The organism is Klebsiella sp. S69 (assembly GCF_016516145.1).
In the GTDB taxonomy this organism is placed as follows: Bacteria; Pseudomonadota; Gammaproteobacteria; order Enterobacterales; family Enterobacteriaceae; genus Klebsiella; species Klebsiella oxytoca.
The window spans coordinates 1-20,153 of record NZ_JACVUU010000005.1; the positions used below are offsets into that span (position 1 = coordinate 1).

The 20,153-nt window shown below is 56.6% G+C and carries 18 protein-coding genes and 1 pseudogene; 13 read left to right on the plus strand and 6 right to left on the minus strand.

Going from position 1 to position 20,153, the window contains the following annotated elements; translation table 11 throughout:
• Both IAE27_RS06430 and citS read right to left on the minus strand, forming a co-directional pair.
• A pseudogene (locus IAE27_RS06430) lies at nucleotides 1–75 on the minus strand (oxaloacetate decarboxylase gamma chain); the annotation flags it as partial.
• A 160-nt stretch (nucleotides 76–235) separates the two neighbouring features.
• Entirely contained in the window at nucleotides 236–1,576 is a 1,341-nt protein-coding gene (gene citS / locus IAE27_RS06435; protein ID WP_004108277.1) for a citrate/sodium symporter CitS, read from the minus strand.
• A gap of 278 nt (nucleotides 1,577–1,854) precedes the next feature.
• Between citS and citC the strand changes: the two genes are divergently transcribed.
• From citC to folA, 13 genes are all read left to right on the plus strand, one after another.
• Nucleotides 1,855–2,883, plus strand: a complete 1,029-nt coding sequence (gene citC / locus IAE27_RS06440) for a [citrate (pro-3S)-lyase] ligase (RefSeq protein WP_135800302.1) — start codon at nucleotides 1,855–1,857, stop codon at nucleotides 2,881–2,883.
• 30 nt (nucleotides 2,884–2,913) lie between these two features.
• Nucleotides 2,914–3,207, plus strand: coding sequence for a citrate lyase acyl carrier protein (gene citD, locus IAE27_RS06445; RefSeq protein WP_004108271.1), 294 nt, complete (start codon nucleotides 2,914–2,916; stop codon nucleotides 3,205–3,207).
• The gene (citE, locus tag IAE27_RS06450; protein WP_004108268.1) at nucleotides 3,204–4,073 is read left to right on the plus strand and encodes a citrate (pro-3S)-lyase subunit beta; all 870 of its coding nucleotides are present in this window, start codon (nucleotides 3,204–3,206) and stop codon (nucleotides 4,071–4,073) included. The genes citD and citE overlap by 4 nt, the downstream gene beginning before the upstream one ends.
• Nucleotides 4,074–4,083: 10 nt before the next feature.
• Entirely contained in the window at nucleotides 4,084–5,610 is a 1,527-nt protein-coding gene (gene citF, locus IAE27_RS06455) for a citrate lyase subunit alpha (protein ID WP_004108265.1), read from the plus strand.
• 82 nt (nucleotides 5,611–5,692) lie between these two features.
• Entirely contained in the window at nucleotides 5,693–6,538 is an 846-nt protein-coding gene (citG, locus tag IAE27_RS06460; RefSeq protein ID WP_371300303.1) for a triphosphoribosyl-dephospho-CoA synthase CitG, read from the plus strand.
• 247 nt (nucleotides 6,539–6,785) lie between these two features.
• A complete protein-coding gene (gene dapB / locus IAE27_RS06465; protein ID WP_004108255.1) occupies nucleotides 6,786–7,607 on the plus strand; it encodes a 4-hydroxy-tetrahydrodipicolinate reductase in 822 nt (273 codons plus the stop codon).
• Between the two features lie 458 nt (nucleotides 7,608–8,065).
• Nucleotides 8,066–9,214 carry a glutamine-hydrolyzing carbamoyl-phosphate synthase small subunit gene (gene carA / locus IAE27_RS06470; RefSeq protein WP_064345269.1) on the plus strand — a complete coding sequence of 383 codons (1,149 nt, stop codon included), beginning with the start codon at nucleotides 8,066–8,068 and terminating at the stop codon, nucleotides 9,212–9,214.
• 18 nt (nucleotides 9,215–9,232) lie between these two features.
• On the plus strand, nucleotides 9,233–12,457 hold the full coding sequence (carB, locus tag IAE27_RS06475) for a carbamoyl-phosphate synthase large subunit (RefSeq protein WP_004108241.1): 3,225 nt from the start codon (nucleotides 9,233–9,235) through the stop codon (nucleotides 12,455–12,457).
• Nucleotides 12,458–12,596: 139 nt separating this feature from the next.
• Nucleotides 12,597–13,481, plus strand: coding sequence for an ROK family protein (locus tag IAE27_RS06480; protein ID WP_070555806.1), 885 nt, complete (start codon nucleotides 12,597–12,599; stop codon nucleotides 13,479–13,481).
• Between the two features lie 103 nt (nucleotides 13,482–13,584).
• Nucleotides 13,585–13,818: a YgdI/YgdR family lipoprotein gene (locus IAE27_RS06485; protein ID WP_004108236.1), complete on the plus strand. Its 234-nt coding sequence runs from the start codon at nucleotides 13,585–13,587 to the stop codon at nucleotides 13,816–13,818.
• 149 nt (nucleotides 13,819–13,967) lie between these two features.
• Nucleotides 13,968–14,501, plus strand: coding sequence for a glutathione-regulated potassium-efflux system oxidoreductase KefF (kefF, locus tag IAE27_RS06490; RefSeq protein WP_004108234.1), 534 nt, complete (start codon nucleotides 13,968–13,970; stop codon nucleotides 14,499–14,501).
• The gene (gene kefC / locus IAE27_RS06495; protein WP_154022206.1) at nucleotides 14,494–16,359 is read left to right on the plus strand and encodes a glutathione-regulated potassium-efflux system protein KefC; all 1,866 of its coding nucleotides are present in this window, start codon (nucleotides 14,494–14,496) and stop codon (nucleotides 16,357–16,359) included. Before kefF ends, kefC begins: the two co-directional genes overlap by 8 nt.
• Nucleotides 16,360–16,556: 197 nt before the next feature.
• Nucleotides 16,557–17,036, plus strand: a complete 480-nt coding sequence (gene folA, locus IAE27_RS06500; protein WP_004108231.1) for a type 3 dihydrofolate reductase — start codon at nucleotides 16,557–16,559, stop codon at nucleotides 17,034–17,036.
• 40 nt (nucleotides 17,037–17,076) lie between these two features.
• Here the strand turns inward: folA and apaH are convergent, their stop codons facing one another.
• From apaH to pdxA, 4 genes are read right to left on the minus strand one after another with little or no spacing between them, the layout of a single operon-like run.
• A complete protein-coding gene (gene apaH / locus IAE27_RS06505; RefSeq protein WP_070555808.1) occupies nucleotides 17,077–17,925 on the minus strand; it encodes a bis(5'-nucleosyl)-tetraphosphatase (symmetrical) ApaH in 849 nt (282 codons plus the stop codon).
• A gap of 4 nt (nucleotides 17,926–17,929) precedes the next feature.
• A complete protein-coding gene (apaG, locus tag IAE27_RS06510; RefSeq protein WP_004108227.1) occupies nucleotides 17,930–18,307 on the minus strand; it encodes a Co2+/Mg2+ efflux protein ApaG in 378 nt (125 codons plus the stop codon).
• Between the two features lie 2 nt (nucleotides 18,308–18,309).
• A complete protein-coding gene (gene rsmA, locus IAE27_RS06515; RefSeq protein ID WP_070555811.1) occupies nucleotides 18,310–19,131 on the minus strand; it encodes a 16S rRNA (adenine(1518)-N(6)/adenine(1519)-N(6))-dimethyltransferase RsmA in 822 nt (273 codons plus the stop codon).
• Complete coding sequence (gene pdxA, locus IAE27_RS06520; RefSeq protein WP_162556099.1) at nucleotides 19,128–20,117, minus strand: 4-hydroxythreonine-4-phosphate dehydrogenase PdxA; 990 nt, start codon at nucleotides 20,115–20,117, stop codon at nucleotides 19,128–19,130. Before pdxA ends, rsmA begins: the two co-directional genes overlap by 4 nt.
• Nucleotides 20,118–20,153: the final 36 nt, after the last annotated feature.

Below are 20,153 nucleotides of genomic sequence, written 5' to 3' on the forward strand. Positions count from 1 at the left end.
CAGAAACGCCAGCACGAACCCCATGCCGAGGAACATCAGGGTGAAGCCTTCACCCAGCAGTACAGCTTCAGTCATTGAAAAACCCTAAAGTAAGGGCACGACGGCGTGTTTGAAGGCTAACCAAACGATACTTCCGGCTAAGGAGTAGGGGGGATTTCCCGAAGCCGCCCCCGGCTCTGGCCCCTAATTGGCATCGCTGTGGTTGACGCTCAAACATCGCCATCGTGCGTGTTGGTTACATCATCATGCCGAACACAATGCTGGCGATGACCAGCACAATACCGCCGCCCAGACGGGAGGAGATTTGCGCATAAGAGATAAGATTCATACGGTTACAGGCAGAGAGCACTTCCAGGTCGCCTGAGCCGCCGCGGTTAGCCATGCACAGGCCTGCGGTGATGGCGGATTCGATCGGGAAGAAGCCAATCATCCAGCCGCCGACGGCCGCCCCGACGACAGCACCTACGACGATTACCGCAGCGATGATGACGTTCGCGAAGGTAATCGCGTCGATAATTTCCTGCAGGTCGGTGTAGCACACGCCGACGCCGACCATCAGTACCCACAGCAGCTGCTTAGAGAAGAAGTCAGACAGGCGTTTGGCCCCGGCTTTGATCTCCGGCGAGCAGAGGCCGGAAGCATTCAGCGCCGCGACGATCAGCACCATCCAGGCAAAATAGTGGATTGACACACCGCCAATGCTTGGCAGAATTTTCTTGGCAATGACGTAGGCCAGCAGGAAACAGGTGGTGGCGAGCACCAGGCCGACCGCCGTTTCGCGATGGGTAATCTGGCCTGCTTTTTCATCATCATCGACTTTAAAGGAGGCTTTACGTACCAGTTCGCCTTCCCCGCTCAGCCAGGTGTGTTTTTTACCGATAATATCGAGCAGTGCGGCAAAAACGATGGCGAAGATATTGGCGATGGTCAGAATGGCAATCGCGGTGGAGTAGTACTCTTCACGGGAGCGGCCGGTGACGGAGTGATAAATTTCGGACAGCGGAACCGCGCCTGCGCCGTTGCCGCCGCCCATAATCGGCAGAACGTACAGCATCATGATGCGGTCTACGGAAATACCGAAGCACAGGCCGATGATAATCCCGAAGATAGATGCGCCGAGGATCCCCATAAGGATCGTCGGAATATAACCCAGCAGCGATTTCAACAGCAGTTTACGGTTAACCGAGAGAATTGCGCCAGTTATCAAAACTGCGATGAATAAGTTCAGGAAGTTGCTTTTATCCATCACATTAGTGATTGCATCAATTTCTTTTTGGGTAAAAATGCCTGCGTAAACGAAATAAGCGGCTACGAGGAAGATCATCACCGGCGCGCCGCCAATATATTTATTAAATATCGGCAGCCGTTTGCCAATTTCGCCAAAGATGGCGCCGATAATAAACATGATGGCGAAGCCGCCAACAATGTCGGTCGGCAGCGCGTTATAAAAATGTGAAAGTAGTAAAGTGATTAACGCAAACGCGTATAGCGGAAGCGGCATGCCGAAGATTTTAAACTTCAGCAGTTCACTTACACCATTTTTCTCCGTCGAAGGAGCCTGGCTCATATTAGTCATATGACGTCACCCTGTTAAAAAAAGGAATAATGCCGTTAGAAAAAGCAATAATAGGACGGCGGCATAATAATAAAGATGCGCTACGGCGATATGTGATTACGTTCACTGATTAGTCGTGTTTTTAATTAATTTAATTGTTTTTATTCTTCTGAATTAATTAACAACATAAAAACCATAAAGCAAATTAAGGTGCGGGGAAAAGTGTGATTCAAATAAAAGAACCGCTACGGGAACGGTGGCGAAATACAGCTCGTTTTGGTCAATGAAGCGCGAAAAAAATGAATCTGATATTAAAACGCGTCGTGGTACAGAAAGATCCCCGGCGGCGAGAGGCCGTTGACCTCTTTCTTCATCAGCATCAGCTCTCGCTCGAGGCGGATTGCGAAATAGTGATTGTCGCCGAGTACCAGCGGCGCATTGTTGGCTGCGGCGCGATTGCCGGATGCGTGCTGAAGTGCATTGCCGTCGACCCGTCGCTGCAGGGAGAAGGGCTTAGCCTGAAGCTGCTGACTGAACTGATGACCCTGGCGTATGAGCTGGGCCGCAGCGAGCTGTTTCTGTTCACTAAACCTTATAACGCGGCCCTCTTTTCCTGCGCCGGTTTCTGGCCTATCGCCCGTGCGGGCGACAGGGCCGTTTTGATGGAGAACAGCCGCGAACGCCTGGCCCGCTATTGCCGCCAGCTCAGGATGTATCGCCAGCCCGGAGAAAAAATCGGCGCCATCGTAATGAACGCCAATCCCTTTACGCTGGGGCATCGCTGGCTGGTGGAGCAAGCCGCTCGCCAGTGCGACTGGCTGCATCTTTTCGTGGTGAAGGAAGATGCTTCATTTTTCAGCTACCAGGATCGCGTGGCGCTGATCGAGCAGGGGATCGCCGGGATCGATAACGTGACCCTGCATCCGGGATCGTCCTATCTGATCTCGCGCGCCACTTTCCCCGGCTACTTCCTGAAAGACAAAGGCGTGGTTGACGATTGCCACTGCCAGATCGATCTGCAGCTGTTTCGCGAACATTTAGCTCCGGCGCTGGGGGTCACCCACCGCTTTGTCGGCAGCGAACCGCTGTGCGAATTAACCCGTAATTACAACCTGCGTATGCGACAGCTGCTGGAAGCGCCCGGCGACGCGCCGACCATTGAAGTGGTTGAGCTGGCGCGGGTTGAGAAAGAGGGCGCGCCGATTTCCGCTTCCCGGGTGCGCAAGCTGTATCAGCAGCGCCTGTGGTCGGCTATCGAGCCGCTGGTACCGCCGGGAACGCTCGCTTTTCTGATGCATCTGGCGGAAAGCGAACGCCAGACCGCCTGATTTTACCGCCATAACTAAGGATCAGCCTCTATGGAAATGATGATTGACGCCCTGGCCGGCACGCTGGAGTCCAGCGATGTGATGGTCAGGATTGGGCCTGCGAATGAGCCAGGTATTCAGCTTGAAATCGACAGCATTGTGAAGCAGCAGTTTGGCGCGGCGATTGAACGCGTCGTCAGAGAGACGCTGACCCAGCTTGGCGTTACCCGGGCGAACGTCGTCGTCGATGATAAAGGCGCGCTCGAATGCGTGCTGAAGGCTCGCGTCCAGGCCGCAGCGCTGCGCGCGGCGCAACAATCTCAACCGCAATGGAGCCAGCTATGAAACCTCGTCGCAGTATGCTGTTTATCCCCGGCGCCAACGCCGCGATGTTAAGCACCTCTTTTGTCTACGGCGCTGACGCGGTGATGTTTGACCTCGAAGACGCCGTCTCGCTACGAGAAAAAGATACCGCTCGCCTGCTGGTGCATCATGCGCTCCAGCATCCGCTCTACCGGGATGTGGAAACCGTGGTGCGTATTAACCCGCTCAGCACGCCGTTCGGCCTTGCCGACCTTGAGGCGGTGGTGCGGGCAGGTGTCGACATGGTGCGTCTGCCGAAAACCGATAGCAAAGAAGATATTCATGAGCTGGAGGCTCACGTCGAACGTATTGAGCGCGAGTGCGGCCGGGAGGTGGGCAGCACCAAATTAATGGCGGCGATTGAGTCGGCGCTGGGCGTGGTGAACGCGGTAGAAATCGCCCGCGCCAGTCCGCGTCTGTCGGCCATTGCGCTGGCGGCCTTCGACTACGTCATGGATATGGGGACCTGCCGCGGCGACGGCACGGAGCTGTTCTACGCCCGCTGCGCGGTGCTGCACGCGGCCCGCGTCGCCGGAATCGCGGCCTATGACGTCGTGTGGTCGGACATTAACAATGAAGAGGGTTTCCTCGCGGAAGCGAATCTGGCGAAAAATCTCGGCTTTAACGGCAAATCGCTGGTTAACCCGCGCCAGATTGAGCTGCTGCACCAGGTTTATGCCCCAACGCTGAAAGAAGTTGAGCATGCGCGGGACGTCATCGCGGCGGCGGAAGAGGCGGAAGAACGCGGACTCGGCGTGGTCTCGCTAAACGGCAAGATGATAGATGGACCGATTATCGATCATGCGCGCAAAGTCGTGGCGCTGTCGGCTTCCGGCATTCGTGATTAAGGAGGAAATAATGAAAGAGACCGTGGCAATGCTTAATCAACAGTACGTCATGCCGGAAGGATTAGAACCTTACGCAGGGGTAACGGCGAAGAGTCCGTGGCTGGCCAGTGAAAGCGAAAAGCGGCAGCGTAAAGTCTGCGCTTCGCTGGAGGAGGCGATTCGCCGCTCCGGGCTGCAAAACGGTATGACCATCTCCTTCCATCACGCGTTTCGCGGCGGTGACAAGGTGGTCAATATGGTGGTGGCGAAGCTGGCTGAAATGGGCTTTCGCGATCTGACGCTGGCCTCAAGCTCGCTGATCGACGCCCACTGGCCGCTGATCGAGCACATAAAAAACGGCGTGATCCGGCAGATTTACACCTCCGGTCTGCGCGGGAAGCTGGGGGAAGAGATCTCCGCCGGGCTGATGGAAAATCCGGTACAAATCCATTCCCACGGCGGCCGGGCGTATTTAGTGCAAACCGGTGAGCTAACCATTGACGTGGCGTTCCTCGGCGTGCCGTGCTGCGATGAATATGGCAATGCCAACGGCTTTAGCGGTAAATCCCGCTGCGGCTCGCTGGGTTACGCCAAAGTGGATGCCGATGCCGCCAGATGCGTGGTACTGCTGACTGAAGAGTGGGTGGATTATCCGAACTATCCGGCCAGCATCGCCCAGGATCAGGTGGATCTGATCGTGCAGGTTGATGAAGTCGGCGATCCGGCGAAAATCACCGCTGGCGCGATCCGTCTGACCAGCAACCCACGCGAGCTGCTGATCGCCCGCCAGGCGGCCAAAGTCATCGAACATTCGGGCTACTTCAAAGAGGGCTTCTCTTTGCAAACCGGTACCGGCGGCGCATCGCTGGCGGTAACTCGCTTCCTCGAAGATAAGATGCGTCGTAACAATATCACCGCCAGCTTTGGTTTGGGCGGGATTACCGGCACGATGGTCGATCTGCATGAAAAGGGCTTGATCAAAGCGCTGCTGGATACCCAATCTTTCGACGGCGATGCCGCCCGTTCGCTGGCGAACAACCCTAATCATATCGAAATTTCCGCTAATCAGTACGCCAATCCCGGTTCGAAAGGAATCTCCTGCGAACGCCTGAATGTGGTGATGCTCAGCGCGCTGGAAATCGACACCGGGTTTAACGTTAACGTGATGACCGGCTCCAACGGTGTCCTGCGCGGGGCGTCCGGCGGCCATAGCGATACGGCGGCAGGCGCGGATTTAACCATTATCACCGCGCCGCTGGTGCGTGGGCGTATTCCGTGCGTGGTGGAGAAAGTCCTGACTCGCGTCACGCCGGGGGCCAGCGTGGATGTGCTGGTGACCGACCACGGTATTGCCGTTAACCCGGCGCGTCAGGACCTGATTGATAACCTGCGTAACGCGGGCATCCAGCTCATGACCATCGAAGAGCTACAGCAGCGCGCCGAACTGTTGACCGGCAAGCCTGATCCGATCGAATTCACCGATCGGGTCGTGGCCGTGGTGCGCTATCGCGATGGTTCGGTGATCGACGTGATTCGTCAGGTTAAAACCGCTGGTTAAACGCGCTGAGGAGAAAGGCATGAGCGAAGTGATAATAAGCCAGCATCGGCCATTGAGCCGTCAAACGGTGACGGCTGAGGAGATGGTTTCTCGCGTGGGACGGGCGCTACTGACTGAAGTTCGCCTGACGCCGAAGCCGGGTCTGGTGGATATTCGTAATGCCGGCGCGCATCGGGATATGGATCTGGCCACCTTTGAGGCCAGTACGGCGGTTGTCGCCCCGTGGATGGAGAAGTTTTTCATTATGGGACACGACACCGCCAATATCACGCCGGAACAGGTGTTGACGATGCTGCGTCCGGTGGGCATGGCCTGCGAGACGGATATGCTGGAAGCCACCGGCGGGGTGAACACCCATCGCGGCGCGATCTTCGCTTTTGGCCTGCTCTGCGCGGCGGCGGGAAGACTGGTTGCCAGAGGGGAGCCGGTTGAACAGCATCGGGTTTGCGATCAGGTGGCCCGATTCTGTCGCGGCCTGGTGGCGCGCGAGCTCTCCTCCTCTGAAGGAAAGAAGGTGAGCAAAGGCGAAGGGCATTTCCTGCGCTACGGGCTCTCCGGTGCCAGAGGCGAAGCGGAAAGCGGCTTTCACACCGTGCGCACTCAGGCGATGCCGGTATTCAATCGCGTCATGGCGAATACCGGCGACACCAATCTGGCGTTATTGCAGACCCTGCTGCATCTGATGGCCTGGAATGACGATACCAATCTGGTATCGCGCGGTGGGCTGGAAGGGCTGAATTTTGTTCAGCAGCAGGCGCAAAAGCTGCTGTGGGAAGGCGGAGTGCTGGCCGATGGCGGGCTGGAAGCTCTGCGCCAGCTGGATGATGAACTGATTGTTCGCCATCTTAGCCCTGGCGGCAGCGCTGACCTGCTGGCGGTAACCTTGTTCCTGTCTGGTTTTCCTGCCGGGGAGATGTTCCTGCATTAATTGCCCGGTTTTTCATCGATAGCTGACCCCGGATTGACCTGCACATGGCTGAACCGGGGTTCCAGCCCCATTTGTTCATTCCTTCTCTCTGCCCAATGGCCGATTCCCGGCATAATCGTATAGTTTTTACTGATATCGGCGGCAGTTTGTCATAAATTTCTAATTATCGGTGTTTTTGAGTAGCGGCTCATCGTTGGGCTGGTTACTCTGAAAACAATTTACGTAGTGTTAACAAAAGAGAATAGCTATGCATGATGCACATATCCGCGTGGCCATCGCGGGCGCGGGCGGCCGGATGGGACGCCAGTTAATTCAGGCGGTACAGCAGATGGAAGGCGCGGCGCTTGGCGCGGCGCTGGAGCGCGAAGGTTCCTCGCTGCTCGGCAGCGATGCGGGCGAACTGGCGGGCGCGGGCAAGTCAGGGGTAGTGGTGCAGAGCAGCCTTGAGGCGGTAAAAGACGATTTCGATGTCTTCATCGATTTCACCCGTCCGGAAGGCACGCTGAACCATCTCGCTTTTTGCCGTCAACATGGTAAAGGCATGGTTATCGGCACCACCGGTTTTGACGACGCCGGGAAGCAGGCCATTCGCGAGGCGTCGCAGGAGATCGCCATCGTCTTTGCCGCCAACTTTAGCGTTGGCGTTAACGTTATGCTTAAGCTGCTGGAGAAAGCGGCGAAGGTGATGGGCGACTATACCGATATTGAGATTATTGAAGCGCATCATCGCCATAAAGTCGATGCGCCATCAGGTACGGCGCTGGCGATGGGCGAGGCGATTGCCGGCGCGCTGGATAAAGATCTGAAGGAGTGTGCGGTATACAGTCGCGAAGGCTATACCGGTGAGCGCGTTCCCGGCACCATCGGCTTTGCAACCGTGCGCGCCGGGGATATCGTCGGCGAACATACGGCGATGTTTGCGGATATCGGCGAACGTATTGAAATCAGCCATAAGGCTTCCAGCCGGATGACTTTTGCAAATGGTGCCGTTCGCTCTGCATTATGGCTAAAAGGCAAGAAAAATGGTCTTTTTGATATGCGTGATGTGCTTGAATTGAACTCTTTATAACGATTATTACCCATCGTGATGTGGTTATTGCTTTCAATAAGTAATTGATTGCAAGGGGCAATACTTTATTGCCCTTTTTTATTTTTTTGATTTTTGCGATTTTTATTGGCTTAACCCTCCAAAAAAATACATTATCTACCCTGATTTTGTTGTTTTATTGTAAATTTTGACCATCCGGTCCACTTTTTTACACCTTGAGCGCAGTTTTTACACTCTTCCGCCTCCGCAAGCGTTTTCCCAGGCGAGTTAGTTGATCTTTTTGCCGCTTAAAGCAGAGATTACAGAGTAGTCGCCTAAAACAAGATTAAAAATATCCGCTTTAAGTTGACTTTTACCCGCCATCTCTCCAGAATGCCGCCGTTTGCCAAAATTCTGCGGGCAACAGATTTGCATTGATTCAGATCTACATTATGAATTAATATGCAAATAAAGTGAGTGGATATTCTCTGGAGGGTGTTTTGATTAAGTCAGCGCTATTGGTTCTGGAAGACGGAACCCAGTTTCACGGTCGGGCCATTGGGGCTACCGGCACGGCGGTTGGGGAAGTCGTTTTCAATACTTCAATGACCGGTTATCAAGAAATCCTCACTGATCCTTCCTATTCCCGCCAAATCGTCACTCTAACTTATCCCCATATCGGCAATGTCGGCACCAATGCCGCCGATGAAGAATCTTCTCAGGTACACGCGCAGGGTCTGGTCATTCGCGATCTGCCGCTGATTGCCAGCAACTTCCGCAATACCGAAGACCTCTCTTCTTATCTGAAGCGCCATAACATTGTAGCGATTGCCGATATCGACACCCGTAAGCTGACCCGCCTGCTGCGTGAAAAAGGCGCGCAGAACGGCTGCATCATCGCCGGCGATAGCCCGGATGCGCAGCTGGCGCTGGAAAAGGCAAAAGCGTTCCCGGGCCTTAACGGTATGGATCTGGCGAAGGAAGTAACCACCGCAGAAACCTACAGTTGGACGCAGGGAAGCTGGACCCTTGCGGGCGACCTGCCGGAAGCCAAAGCGGAAAGCGAGCTGCCGTTTCACGTGGTGGCCTACGATTTCGGCGCCAAGCGCAACATTTTGCGCATGCTGGTAGACCGCGGCTGCCGTCTGACGGTGGTTCCGGCTAAGACTCCTGCCGAAGAGGTGCTGAAGATGAATCCGGACGGGATCTTCCTGTCCAACGGTCCCGGCGACCCGGCGCCTTGTGACTACGCTATCGACGCGATTGAGAAGTTTCTGGAAACCGACGTTCCAGTATTCGGCATCTGCCTCGGCCATCAGCTGCTGGCGCTGGCGAGCGGCGCGAAGACCGTGAAGATGAAGTTCGGCCACCACGGCGGCAACCATCCGGTAAAAGATATTGATAATAACGTGGTGATGATCACCGCGCAGAACCACGGTTTCGCGGTGGATGAAGCGTCTATGCCGGCCAACCTGCGCGTCACCCATAAGTCGCTGTTCGACGGCACCCTGCAGGGGATTCATCGTACCGACAAACCGGCGTTCAGCTTCCAGGGACACCCGGAGGCGAGCCCCGGCCCGCACGATGCCGCACCGCTGTTCGACCATTTTATCGAGTTAATTAAGCAGTACCGTCAGTCCGCGAAATAATCAGGAGTTAAGAGAGCCATGCCAAAACGTACAGATATAAAAAGCATCCTGATTCTGGGCGCGGGCCCGATTGTTATCGGTCAGGCGTGTGAGTTTGACTACTCCGGCGCCCAGGCGTGTAAAGCGCTGCGCGAAGAGGGCTACCGCGTCATTCTGGTGAACTCTAACCCGGCCACCATCATGACCGACCCGGAAATGGCCGATGCTACCTACATCGAGCCGATTCACTGGGAAGTGGTGCGCAAGATCATTGAGAAAGAGCGTCCGGATGCGGTTCTGCCGACCATGGGCGGCCAGACGGCGCTGAACTGCGCGCTGGAGCTGGAGCGTCAGGGCGTGCTGGCCGAGTTCGGCGTGACCATGATTGGCGCGACCGCCGACGCGATTGATAAAGCGGAAGACCGTCGCCGTTTCGACGTGGCAATGAAGAAAATTGGCCTCGACACCGCGCGTTCCGGGATCGCACATACCATGGAAGAAGCGCTGGCGGTTGCCGCTGAAGTTGGCTTCCCGTGCATCATCCGTCCTTCCTTTACTATGGGCGGCACCGGCGGCGGTATCGCCTACAACCGCGAAGAGTTCGAAGAAATCTGCGAACGCGGTCTGGATCTCTCGCCGACGAATGAGCTGCTGATTGATGAGTCGCTGATTGGCTGGAAAGAGTACGAGATGGAAGTGGTGCGTGATAAAAACGACAACTGCATCATCGTCTGCTCTATTGAAAACTTCGACGCAATGGGCATCCACACCGGCGACTCCATCACCGTCGCGCCGGCACAGACCCTGACCGATAAAGAGTACCAAATCATGCGTAACGCCTCGATGGCGGTACTGCGTGAAATCGGCGTAGAGACCGGCGGTTCCAACGTTCAGTTCTCGGTGAACCCGAAAGATGGCCGCCTGATCGTTATCGAAATGAACCCGCGCGTCTCCCGCTCCTCGGCGCTGGCCTCGAAAGCCACCGGCTTCCCGATCGCTAAAGTGGCGGCGAAGCTGGCGGTCGGTTACACCCTTGATGAGCTGATGAACGATATCACCGGCGGCCGCACCCCGGCGTCGTTTGAGCCGTCCATCGACTACGTTGTGACCAAAATCCCACGCTTCAACTTTGAAAAATTCGTCGGCGCCAACGACCGTCTGACCACCCAGATGAAATCGGTGGGCGAAGTGATGGCGATTGGCCGCACCCAGCAGGAATCCCTGCAGAAAGCGCTGCGCGGCCTGGAAGTCGGCGCTACCGGCTTCGACCCGAAAGTGAGCCTCGATGATCCGGAAGCGCTGACCAAGATTCGCCGCGAACTGAAAGATGCTGGCGCTGAGCGTATCTGGTACATCGCTGACGCTTTCCGCGCGGGCCTCTCCGTTGATGGCGTATTCAACCTGACCAATATCGACCGCTGGTTCCTGGTGCAGATTGAAGAGCTGGTGCGTCTGGAGGAGAAAGTGGCTGAAGTCGGTATTACCGGCCTCGACGCCGACTTCCTGCGTCAGCTCAAGCGTAAAGGCTTTGCCGATGCGCGTCTGGCGAAGCTGGCTGGCGTGCGCGAAGCGGAAATCCGCAAGCTGCGCGACCAGTATGACCTGCACCCGGTCTACAAGCGCGTGGATACCTGCGCGGCGGAATTCGCTACCGATACCGCCTATATGTACTCCACCTATGAAGATGAGTGCGAAGCCAATCCGTCCGTTGACCGCGATAAAATCATGGTGCTCGGCGGCGGCCCGAACCGTATCGGCCAGGGCATCGAGTTTGACTACTGCTGCGTCCATGCCTCCCTGGCGCTGCGCGAAGACGGCTACGAGACCATTATGGTCAACTGTAACCCGGAAACCGTCTCTACCGATTACGACACCTCTGACCGCCTCTACTTTGAACCGGTGACGCTGGAAGACGTGCTGGAAATCGTGCGCATTGAGAAGCCGAAAGGCGTTATCGTGCAGTACGGCGGCCAGACGCCGCTGAAGCTGGCGCGCGCGCTGGAAGCCGCAGGCGTGCCGGTTATCGGCACCAGCCCGGATGCAATCGACCGTGCGGAAGACCGTGAGCGCTTCCAGCACGCGGTTGACCGCCTGAAGCTGAAGCAGCCGGCGAACGCCACCGTGACCGCGATCGAAATGGCGGTCGAGAAGGCGAAAGAGATTGGCTACCCGCTGGTGGTGCGCCCGTCCTACGTTCTCGGCGGCCGCGCGATGGAAATCGTCTACGACGAAATCGACCTGCGTCGCTACTTCCAGACCGCCGTCAGCGTCTCTAACGATGCGCCGGTGCTGCTGGACCGCTTCCTTGACGATGCGGTTGAAGTTGACGTCGATGCCATCTGCGACGGCGAAATGGTGCTGATTGGCGGCATCATGGAGCATATCGAGCAGGCGGGCGTACACTCCGGCGACTCCGCGTGTTCGCTGCCGGCCTACACCCTGAGCCAGGAAATTCAGGATGTGATGCGCGAGCAGGTGCAGAAGCTGGCCTTTGAGCTGCAGGTACGCGGTCTGATGAACGTGCAGTTTGCGGTCAAAAACAACGAAGTCTACCTGATTGAAGTCAACCCGCGCGCGGCGCGTACCGTCCCGTTTGTCTCGAAAGCCACCGGCGTACCGCTGGCGAAAGTCGCGGCGCGCGTGATGGCGGGCAAAACGCTGGCTCAGCAGGGCGTCACTAAAGAGATCATCCCGCCGTACTATTCGGTGAAAGAGGTGGTTCTGCCGTTTAACAAATTCCCGGGCGTTGACCCGCTGTTAGGGCCAGAAATGCGCTCTACCGGTGAAGTCATGGGCGTTGGCCGCACCTTCGCGGAAGCGTTCGCCAAGGCGCAGTTAGGCAGCAACTCGACGATGAAGAAACAGGGACGCGCGCTGCTCTCCGTACGCGAAGGCGACAAAGAGCGCGTGGTGGATCTGGCGGCAAAACTGCTGAAGTTTGGTTTCGAGCTGGATGCAACCCACGGTACCGCGATTGTGCTGGGCGAAGCCGGCATCAACCCGCGTCTGGTGAACAAGGTGCATGAAGGCCGTCCGCACATTCAGGACCGCATCAAGAATGGCGAATATACCTACATCATCAACACCACCGCAGGCCGTCAGGCGATTGAAGACTCCAAGCTGATTCGCCGCAGCGCCCTGCAGTACAAAGTGCACTACGACACCACGCTGAACGGCGGTTTCGCTACCGCAATGGCCCTCAATGCCAACGCGATAGAGAAAGTGACCTCGGTGCAGGAAATGCACGCGCAGATTAAAAAGTAATCTCATCTGCCAGTAAAAGCGCCTCCGGTGGCCAACGCCGGAGGCGCTTTTTTTTTGCGTTGCGATAAAGCGAAACGGGGGGAGAGGGTTCATCCTTAATGGAACAAAACCATTTCATGACGCACGCAAGGATAACGACATGGCGATACTTTTGTTTGATTGGGGCGGTACATCGATTAAATATGGCGTCTGGCAGCAGGGGGAGCTGAAGGACACCGCATCGGTTGAGACGCCTGATAGCTGGGAAGAGATGAAAAATCGGCTATTGGAACTTTATCAACAGTTTCAGTCGCGCTACGCCATTGATGGGATCTCAATTAGTGCTCCTGGGTGCGTGGATCCGCAGAGCGGGGTCATTAGCGGCCTGAGCGCCATTCCCTATATTCATCACTTTCCCATCGTCGAAGAGCTTTCCGGGCTGTTTTCACTGCCGGTATGCATTGAGAACGACGCCAACTCGGCGGGTATCGCCGAGGCGGCATTGGGCGCGGGCCGCGAGTATGACAGCGTACTGTTTGTGATTGCCGGTTCAGGTATCGGTGGCGCCATTGTCGACAATAAAGTCCTGCGCCACGGCAGCCATCGCTACGCCGGGGAATTTGGCATGATGACCCTGCACGAGGGGCAAACCTTTAGCGAACTGGCAACCGCCGTCGCTACGGCGCGTCGTTATGCCCGGCGCATGTCGCTGGCGGCTGACTCCGTCTCCGGAGAGGATGTCTTTAGCCTGGCTGAGGAGGGCGACAATATCGCGCAGCAGGAAGTGGCGCAGTTTTACCACTGGATGGCGATAGGCTTACTGAATTTGCAGGTGTGCTACGACCCAGACTGCCTGATTATCGGCGGCGGTATCTCCGCCAGCGATAAGATTTTTAACGGCATCAAGCAGCGCCTGAACGAGCTGGTGAATGAAAAAGATTTAGCAGAATTTTTACCGCAGGTGGTGCTATGCCAATACCGCAACGATGCTAACTTGATCGGCGCGGCGGTGAACTTCGAACAAAAACAGAGGGATCGGCGCTAACAGGCCACTTCGGAGAGTTCTGGTTTTCTCTCCCCGGACAGTCAGCTAGCCTAAAGTGGTTAGGGTGATAATGAATATGACTGAATAACGGGAGAGAAACACCATGTACAACAAGCCCCTCACCGCCGCTATTTTTGCCGCTGCTGCGCTTTTCACCGTGGCTGGCTGTTCATCTAATCAGTCGCTAAAAACCACCGATGGCAAAACTATTGTCACCGATGGCAAACCCCAGGTGGATGACGACACCGGTCTGGTGTCCTACAAAAACGCGGAAACCGGTCGTACCGAGCAGATCAATCGCGATCAGGTTAAATCGATGGATGAACTGGATAACTAAGCGTTATTCATGGCCCCGTATCGCGGGGTCACCCCTGCCTGAGCGATCCTCGCCCTGAATGAGAGATAAATCACACTTATCATTGTAAGCGATTCAATTAACTGTCTACACTCTTGCTGATTACAACAAGAGCTAACGCAGGCTAATCAATGATCCTCATAATTTATGCGCACCCTTATCCGCAGCACTCGCATGCGAATAAGCGGATGCTTGAGCAGGCAGGGACGCTTGACGGCGTAGAGATACGCTCCCTCTATCAGCTTTATCCTGACTTTAATATTGATATCGCCGCCGAGCAGGCGGCGCTGGCCCGTGCCGATCTGGTTATCTGGCAGCATCCGATGCAGTGGTACAGCGTGCCGCCGCTGCTCAAGCTGTGGATGGATAAAGTGCTGGCGCACGGCTGGGCATACGGTCACAACGGTATCGCGCTGCGCGGTAAATCGCTGATGTGGGCGGTTACTACCGGCGGCGGCGAAAGCCACTTTGATATTGGTTCCTTTCCCGGTTTCGACGTCCTGGCGCAGCCGCTGCAGGCGACAGCCCTCTACTGCGGCATGACATGGCTACCGCCGTTTGCGATGCATTGCACTTTTATCTGCGATGACGAAACCCTACAGGCGCAGGCGCGCCGCTATCGGCAACGCTTAATCGAATGGCAGGAGGCGCACAACCATGGATAGCCATACGCTGATACAGGCGCTCATCTATTTAGGCTCCGCCGCGCTGATCGTGCCGATTGCCGTACGTCTGGGCTTAGGGTCGGTGCTCGGCTACTTAATTGCCGGCTGCATTATTGGCCCGTGGGGGCTGCGGCTGGTCACCGACGCCGAGTCGATTCTGCACTTCGCGGAAATCGGCGTGGTGCTGATGCTTTTCGTTATCGGTCTTGAGCTCGATCCCCAGCGCCTGTGGAAACTTCGCGCTTCGGTGTTCGGCGGTGGGGCGCTGCAGATGGTCGTCTGCGGCGTGCTGATCGGCCTGTTCTGCATGTCCCTTGGTCTGCGCTGGCAGGTTGCCGAGCTGATTGGCATGACGCTGGCGCTCTCTTCAACGGCTATCGCTATGCAGGCGATGAACGAGCGTAACCTGACGGTCACCCAGCTGGGCCGGAGCGCCTTTGCGGTGCTGCTGTTCCAGGATATTGCGGCTATTCCTCTGGTGGCGATGATCCCGCTGCTGGCGGCGAGCGGCGGCTCGACAACGCTGGGCGCGTTTGCACTCTCGGCCCTGAAAGTGGCGGGTGCGCTGGCGCTGGTGGTGGTGCTTGGCCGCTATCTGACCCGGCCGATGCTGCGTTTTGTTGCGCGCTCCGGCCTGCGTGAAGTCTTCAGCGCCGTGGCTCTGTTCCTGGTGTTTGGCTTCGGGCTGCTGCTGGAAGAGGTTGGGCTGTCGATGGCGATGGGGGCATTCCTGGCCGGGGTGCTGCTGGCGAGCTCGGAGTACCGCCACGCTCTCGAAAGCGATATTGAACCGTTTAAGGGGCTGCTGCTGGGGCTGTTTTTTATCGGCGTCGGGATGTCTATCGACTTCGGTACTCTGGTGACTCATCCGCTGCGGATCCTGATTTTGCTGGTGGGATTTCTGGTGATTAAATCCCTGATGCTGTGGTTGATCGCCAAGCCGTTAGGCGTACCTCGCGCGCAGCGCCGTTGGTTTGCGGTGCTGCTGGGGCAGGGGAGTGAATTTGCCTTTGTGGTCTTCGGCGCGGCGCAGATGGCCGATGTCCTGGACGGCGAATGGGCGAAGGCGCTGACTCTGGCGGTGGCGCTATCGATGGCTGCCACGCCAATCCTGCTGGTGTTGCTGACCCGTCTGGAGAAATCCACCAGCGGTCAGGAGCGCGAGGCGGATGAAATTGACGAAGAGCAGCCGCGGGTAATTATTGCCGGCTTTGGCCGCTACGGGCAGATTGCCGGCCGCGTGCTGCTCTCCAGCGGCGTGAAGATGGTGATTCTCGATCACGATCCTGACCACGTCGATACCCTGCGTAAGTTTGATATGAAGGTGTTCTACGGCGATGCGACGCGGGTTGACCTGCTGGAGTCGGCGGGGGCGGAAAAAGCGGAAGTGCTGATTAACGCCATCGACGATCCGCAGACAAACCTGCAGCTGGCGGAGCTGGCAAAAGAGCATTTCCCGCATCTGCAGATCATCTCCCGCGCCCGCGATGTCGATCATTACATTAAGCTGCGCCAGGCAGGCGTTGAGGCGCCGGAGCGTGAAACCTTTGAAGCGGCGCTGAAGTCCGGGCGTATGACGCTTGAGGCGCTGGGCCTGGGAGCCTACGAGGCCCGCGAGCGCGCCGATCTGTTCCGCCGTTTCAACCTGCAAATGGTCGAAGAGATGGTGGCCATGGCGGAAAACGATGCGGCCTCCCGGGTGGCGGTATTCAAGCGCACCAGCGATATGCTGACCGGAATAATCAACGAAGACCGCAACCATTTATCGCTGGTTCAGCGTCATGGCTGGCAAGGAACGGAAGAGGGGAGGCATACCGGTGATATCGCTGATGAGCCGGAAAATAAACCCCCGGCATAAGGGGGAATTCAGGGTGTTACGTTAGCTTTACAAGTAACATTTTGTTTTCAATTTAAATCCTGTCTGGCGGCTCACGGGGCTTACGTGGGCTCGCCAGCAAATCTTAAAATTTTCTGATTCTTTACTCTCCGCCCAGTCGACGAAGTATTACGCTTTCCGTATAGTGGCGGCAATTTTTTGCATTCGGGAATTATTCAATGATCAGTCTGATTGCGGCGTTAGCGGTAGATCGCGTCATTGGTATGGAAAATGCCATGCCGTGGAATCTGCCTGCCGATCTCGCCTGGTTTAAGCGCAATACCTTAAACAAACCGGTAGTGATGGGGCGTCTCACCTGGGAATCTATCGGTCGCCCGTTACCGGGGCGTAAAAATATCGTTATTAGCAGCCAGCCCGGCACCGACGATCGCGTGCAGTGGGTGAAGTCGGTCGATGAAGCCATCGCCGCCTGCGGCGACGTCGAAGAGATGATGGTGATCGGCGGCGGACGCGTTTATGAGCAGTTCCTGCCAAAAGCGCAAAAGCTTTATCTGACCCATATTGATGCGGAAGTGGAAGGGGATACCCACTTCCCGGATTACGATCCGGACGAGTGGGAGTCGGTATTCAGCGAGTTCCACGATGCTGATGCGCAGAATTCCCATAGTTACTGCTTCGAGATTCTGGAGCGCCGCTAAGGTTTTCCCCGGTGGCGTTCGCTCACCGGGGTGACTCTCTTCAGGAGGCGATCGCCTCGCCTTCATCAAGATTGCTCTGCCGGTTCGATCGCTGCGTGAAGTACGTTTTATCTTCCCAGCGCAGGCAGGTCAGATCGCCGCCCCAGCAGCAGCCGGTATCCAGCGCGTAAATCCCTTCCGGCGTGCCTTTTCCTTCCAGCGAAGCCCAGTGACCGAAGGCGATGCTGTATTCGCTGGCCACCGGGCCGGGAATCGCAAACCACGGCTTGAGCGGCGCGGGCGCGTTTTCCGGCGCCTCTTTGGCATACATATCCAGCTGGCCGTTCGGAAAGCAGTAGCGCATGCGGGTAAAAGCGTTAGAGATAAAGCGCAGGCGCGCCAGTCCGCTCAGTTCGTTGCTCCAGTTGTTCGGCATGTCGCCGTACATCGCATCGAGGAAGAACGGATAGGAGTCGCTGGCAAGCACGGCTTCCACGTCGCGTGCGCACTGTTTAGCGGTTTCCAGATCCCACTGCGGCGTGATCCCGGCGTGGGCCATAACCAGCTTTTTCTCTTCATCGATTTGCATCATCGGCTGACGACGCAGCCAGTTGAGCAGATCGTCGGCGTCCGGCGCCTCAAGCAGCGATTTCAGCCGATCTTTGGGTTTATTGCGGCTAATGCCCGCAAAGACCGCCAGCAGGTGCAGGTCATGATTACCCAGCACGATGCGTACGCTGTCGCCAAGCTGTTTCACTAAACGCAGTACTTCGAGCGAACCGGGGCCGCGCGCGACCAGGTCGCCCGTCAGCCACAGCGTATCAGTCTCAGGGTTAAACTCCACCTGCTCTAATAGTGCGATCAGTTCATCGTAGCAACCGTGAACGTCGCCAATAAGGTATGTAGACATTGTTTTAATGGATGAGAGTGGGTACTGCGAGACGGAAAACAGGGATTTCAATAGTGAACGGCGCGCCGTTCACATCGATCATCTCATAATGTCCCTGCATGGTGCCCAGCGGCGTTTCAATGACCGCGCCGCTGGTATATTGGTATTCACCGCCGGCCGGAATATGCGGCTGCTCGCCGACAACGCCTTCCCCCTGGACTTCGGTCTCACGACCGTGCCCATTGGTGATAAGCCAGTAGCGGCCAAGAAGCTGAACCTGAGTCCGCCCCAGATTGCGAATGGTGACGGTATAAGCGAAGACGTAGCGTTCTTCTTGCGGAGAAGATTGCGATTCGATATAGACGCTTTGCACCTGTACACAAACTCGGGGCGAATTAATCATGGTTAGCTCTCCTTGGTGGGCGCGTTCTCAGATAACCAGTTAGCTAGCTGACAGTACTGCGCCACGGAAATATTCTCTGCGCGCTTCGCCGGGTCAATGCCCAGCTCGGTCAGAACTTCAACGCTGAACAGATTGCCCAGACTGTTGCGGATCGTTTTCCGACGCTGGTTAAATGCTTCTGTCGTGATGCGGCTCAGCACGCGCACATCTTTAACGGGATACGGCAGCGTGCGGTAAGGCACCAGGCGCACCACGGCGGAATCAACTTTAGGCGGCGGCGTAAAGGCGCTCGGCGGAACTTCAAGCACCGGGATAATCTGGCAGTAGTACTGCGCCATGACGCTTAGTCGACCATACGCCTTACTGTTCGGCCCGGCAACCAGACGATTGACCACCTCTTTTTGCAGCATAAAGTGCATATCGGCAATGGCATCAGTATAGCTGAACAGATGGAACATCAGCGGGGTCGAGATGTTGTACGGCAGGTTGCCGAATACGCGCAGCGGTTGGCCCATGTTCTGCGACAGCTCGCCGAAGTTCATGGTCATCGCATCCTGCTGATAAATCGTCAGCTTTGGTCCGAGGAACGGATGCGTTTGCAGACGAGCGGCCAGGTCGCGGTCCAGCTCGATAACGGTGAGCTGGTCGAGGCGTTCACCGACCGGTTCGGTCAGCGCGGCGAGGCCGGGGCCGATTTCAACAATCGCCTGGCCTTTCTGTGGATTGATGGCCGAGACAATGCTGTCGATCACAAACCGATCGTTGAGAAAGTTTTGCCCGAAGCGTTTACGGGCTAAGTGGCCCTGATGGACTCGATTATTCATTGAGTATTAACAATCATTTTAATGGCGAGATTAAGCGCCGTGATAAAACTGCCGACTTCCGCTTTCCCCTGGCCCGCAAGTTCAAGCGCGGTGCCGTGGTCAACGGAAGTGCGAATAAATGGTAAACCGAGCGTAATATTCACGCCGCGGCCAAAGCCCTGGTATTTTAGCACGGGCAGGCCCTGATCGTGATACATCGCGAGTACCGCATCGGCATGGTCGAGATATTTCGGCTGAAACAGGGTATCCGCCGGCAGCGGGCCGTTGAGATTCATCCCCTTCGCGCGCATCTCTTCCAGCACCGGAATAATGGTATCAATCTCTTCCGTACCCATATGGCCGCCTTCGCCCGCGTGCGGGTTCAGGCCGCAAACCAGCACGTGCGGATTATTGATGCCAAATTTGGTGCGCAGATCGTGATGCAGAATGGTGATGATTTCCCGCAGCAGCTCGGGGGTAATCGCATCGCTTATTGCTTTAAGCGGCAGGTGAGTGGTCACCAGCGCCACGCGCAGCGCTTCGGTCGCCAGCATCATCACCACTTTACTGGCCTGCGAGCGCTCTTCAAAGAACTCGGTATGACCGGTAAAGGCGATCCCCGCATCGTTGATAATACCCTTGTGCACCGGCCCGGTAATCAGCGCGGCGAATTCGCCGTTCAGACAGCCATCACAGGCGCGGGCCAGCGTTTCCACCACATAGCTGCCGTTGCTGACGTTGAGCACGCCTGGCTCAACCGGCGCATTGAGAGCGACGGGAAGAAGCGTCAGGGTGCCTGCGCGCTGCGGCGTAGCGGGAACGGTAGGGTCATAAGGCAGAAGCGATAAAGGAAGACCGAGCAGGCTTGCCCGGTCGGATAACAGAGCGCCATCGGCGCAAATCACCAGCTCGACCGGCCAGTCGCGCTGTGCAAGCTGCACAACGAGGTCGGGGCCAATCCCGGCAGGTTCGCCGGGAGTGATAACAACTCGATTCATACACTTCATCCTTCAGGCGTTCTCTTACTGGCTGCGCTTCGTCGC

Bases quoted from the DNA above. Each gene is read 5' to 3' on its own strand.
- rsmA (WP_070555811.1), bottom strand. From the start codon at position 19,131: ATGAATAATCGAGTCCATCAGGGCCACTTAGCCCGTAAACGCTTCGGG.
- dapB (WP_004108255.1), top strand. From the start codon at position 6,786: ATGCATGATGCACATATCCGCGTGGCCATCGCGGGCGCGGGCGGCCGG.
- citG (WP_371300303.1), top strand. From the start codon at position 5,693: ATGGTTTCTCGCGTGGGACGGGCGCTACTGACTGAAGTTCGCCTGACG.
- citS (WP_004108277.1), bottom strand. From the start codon at position 1,576: ATGACTAATATGAGCCAGGCTCCTTCGACGGAGAAAAATGGTGTAAGT.
- citE (WP_004108268.1), top strand. From the start codon at position 3,204: ATGAAACCTCGTCGCAGTATGCTGTTTATCCCCGGCGCCAACGCCGCG.
- citD (WP_004108271.1), top strand. From the start codon at position 2,914: ATGGAAATGATGATTGACGCCCTGGCCGGCACGCTGGAGTCCAGCGAT.
- apaG (WP_004108227.1), bottom strand. From the start codon at position 18,307: ATGATTAATTCGCCCCGAGTTTGTGTACAGGTGCAAAGCGTCTATATC.
- citF (WP_004108265.1), top strand. From the start codon at position 4,084: ATGAAAGAGACCGTGGCAATGCTTAATCAACAGTACGTCATGCCGGAA.
- carB (WP_004108241.1), top strand. From the start codon at position 9,233: ATGCCAAAACGTACAGATATAAAAAGCATCCTGATTCTGGGCGCGGGC.
- kefF (WP_004108234.1), top strand. From the start codon at position 13,968: ATGATCCTCATAATTTATGCGCACCCTTATCCGCAGCACTCGCATGCG.
- pdxA (WP_162556099.1), bottom strand. From the start codon at position 20,117: ATGAAGTGTATGAATCGAGTTGTTATCACTCCCGGCGAACCTGCCGGG.
- kefC (WP_154022206.1), top strand. From the start codon at position 14,494: ATGGATAGCCATACGCTGATACAGGCGCTCATCTATTTAGGCTCCGCC.
- IAE27_RS06485 (WP_004108236.1), top strand. From the start codon at position 13,585: ATGTACAACAAGCCCCTCACCGCCGCTATTTTTGCCGCTGCTGCGCTT.
- IAE27_RS06480 (WP_070555806.1), top strand. From the start codon at position 12,597: ATGGCGATACTTTTGTTTGATTGGGGCGGTACATCGATTAAATATGGC.
- apaH (WP_070555808.1), bottom strand. From the start codon at position 17,925: ATGTCTACATACCTTATTGGCGACGTTCACGGTTGCTACGATGAACTG.
- citC (WP_135800302.1), top strand. From the start codon at position 1,855: ATGAATCTGATATTAAAACGCGTCGTGGTACAGAAAGATCCCCGGCGG.
- folA (WP_004108231.1), top strand. From the start codon at position 16,557: ATGATCAGTCTGATTGCGGCGTTAGCGGTAGATCGCGTCATTGGTATG.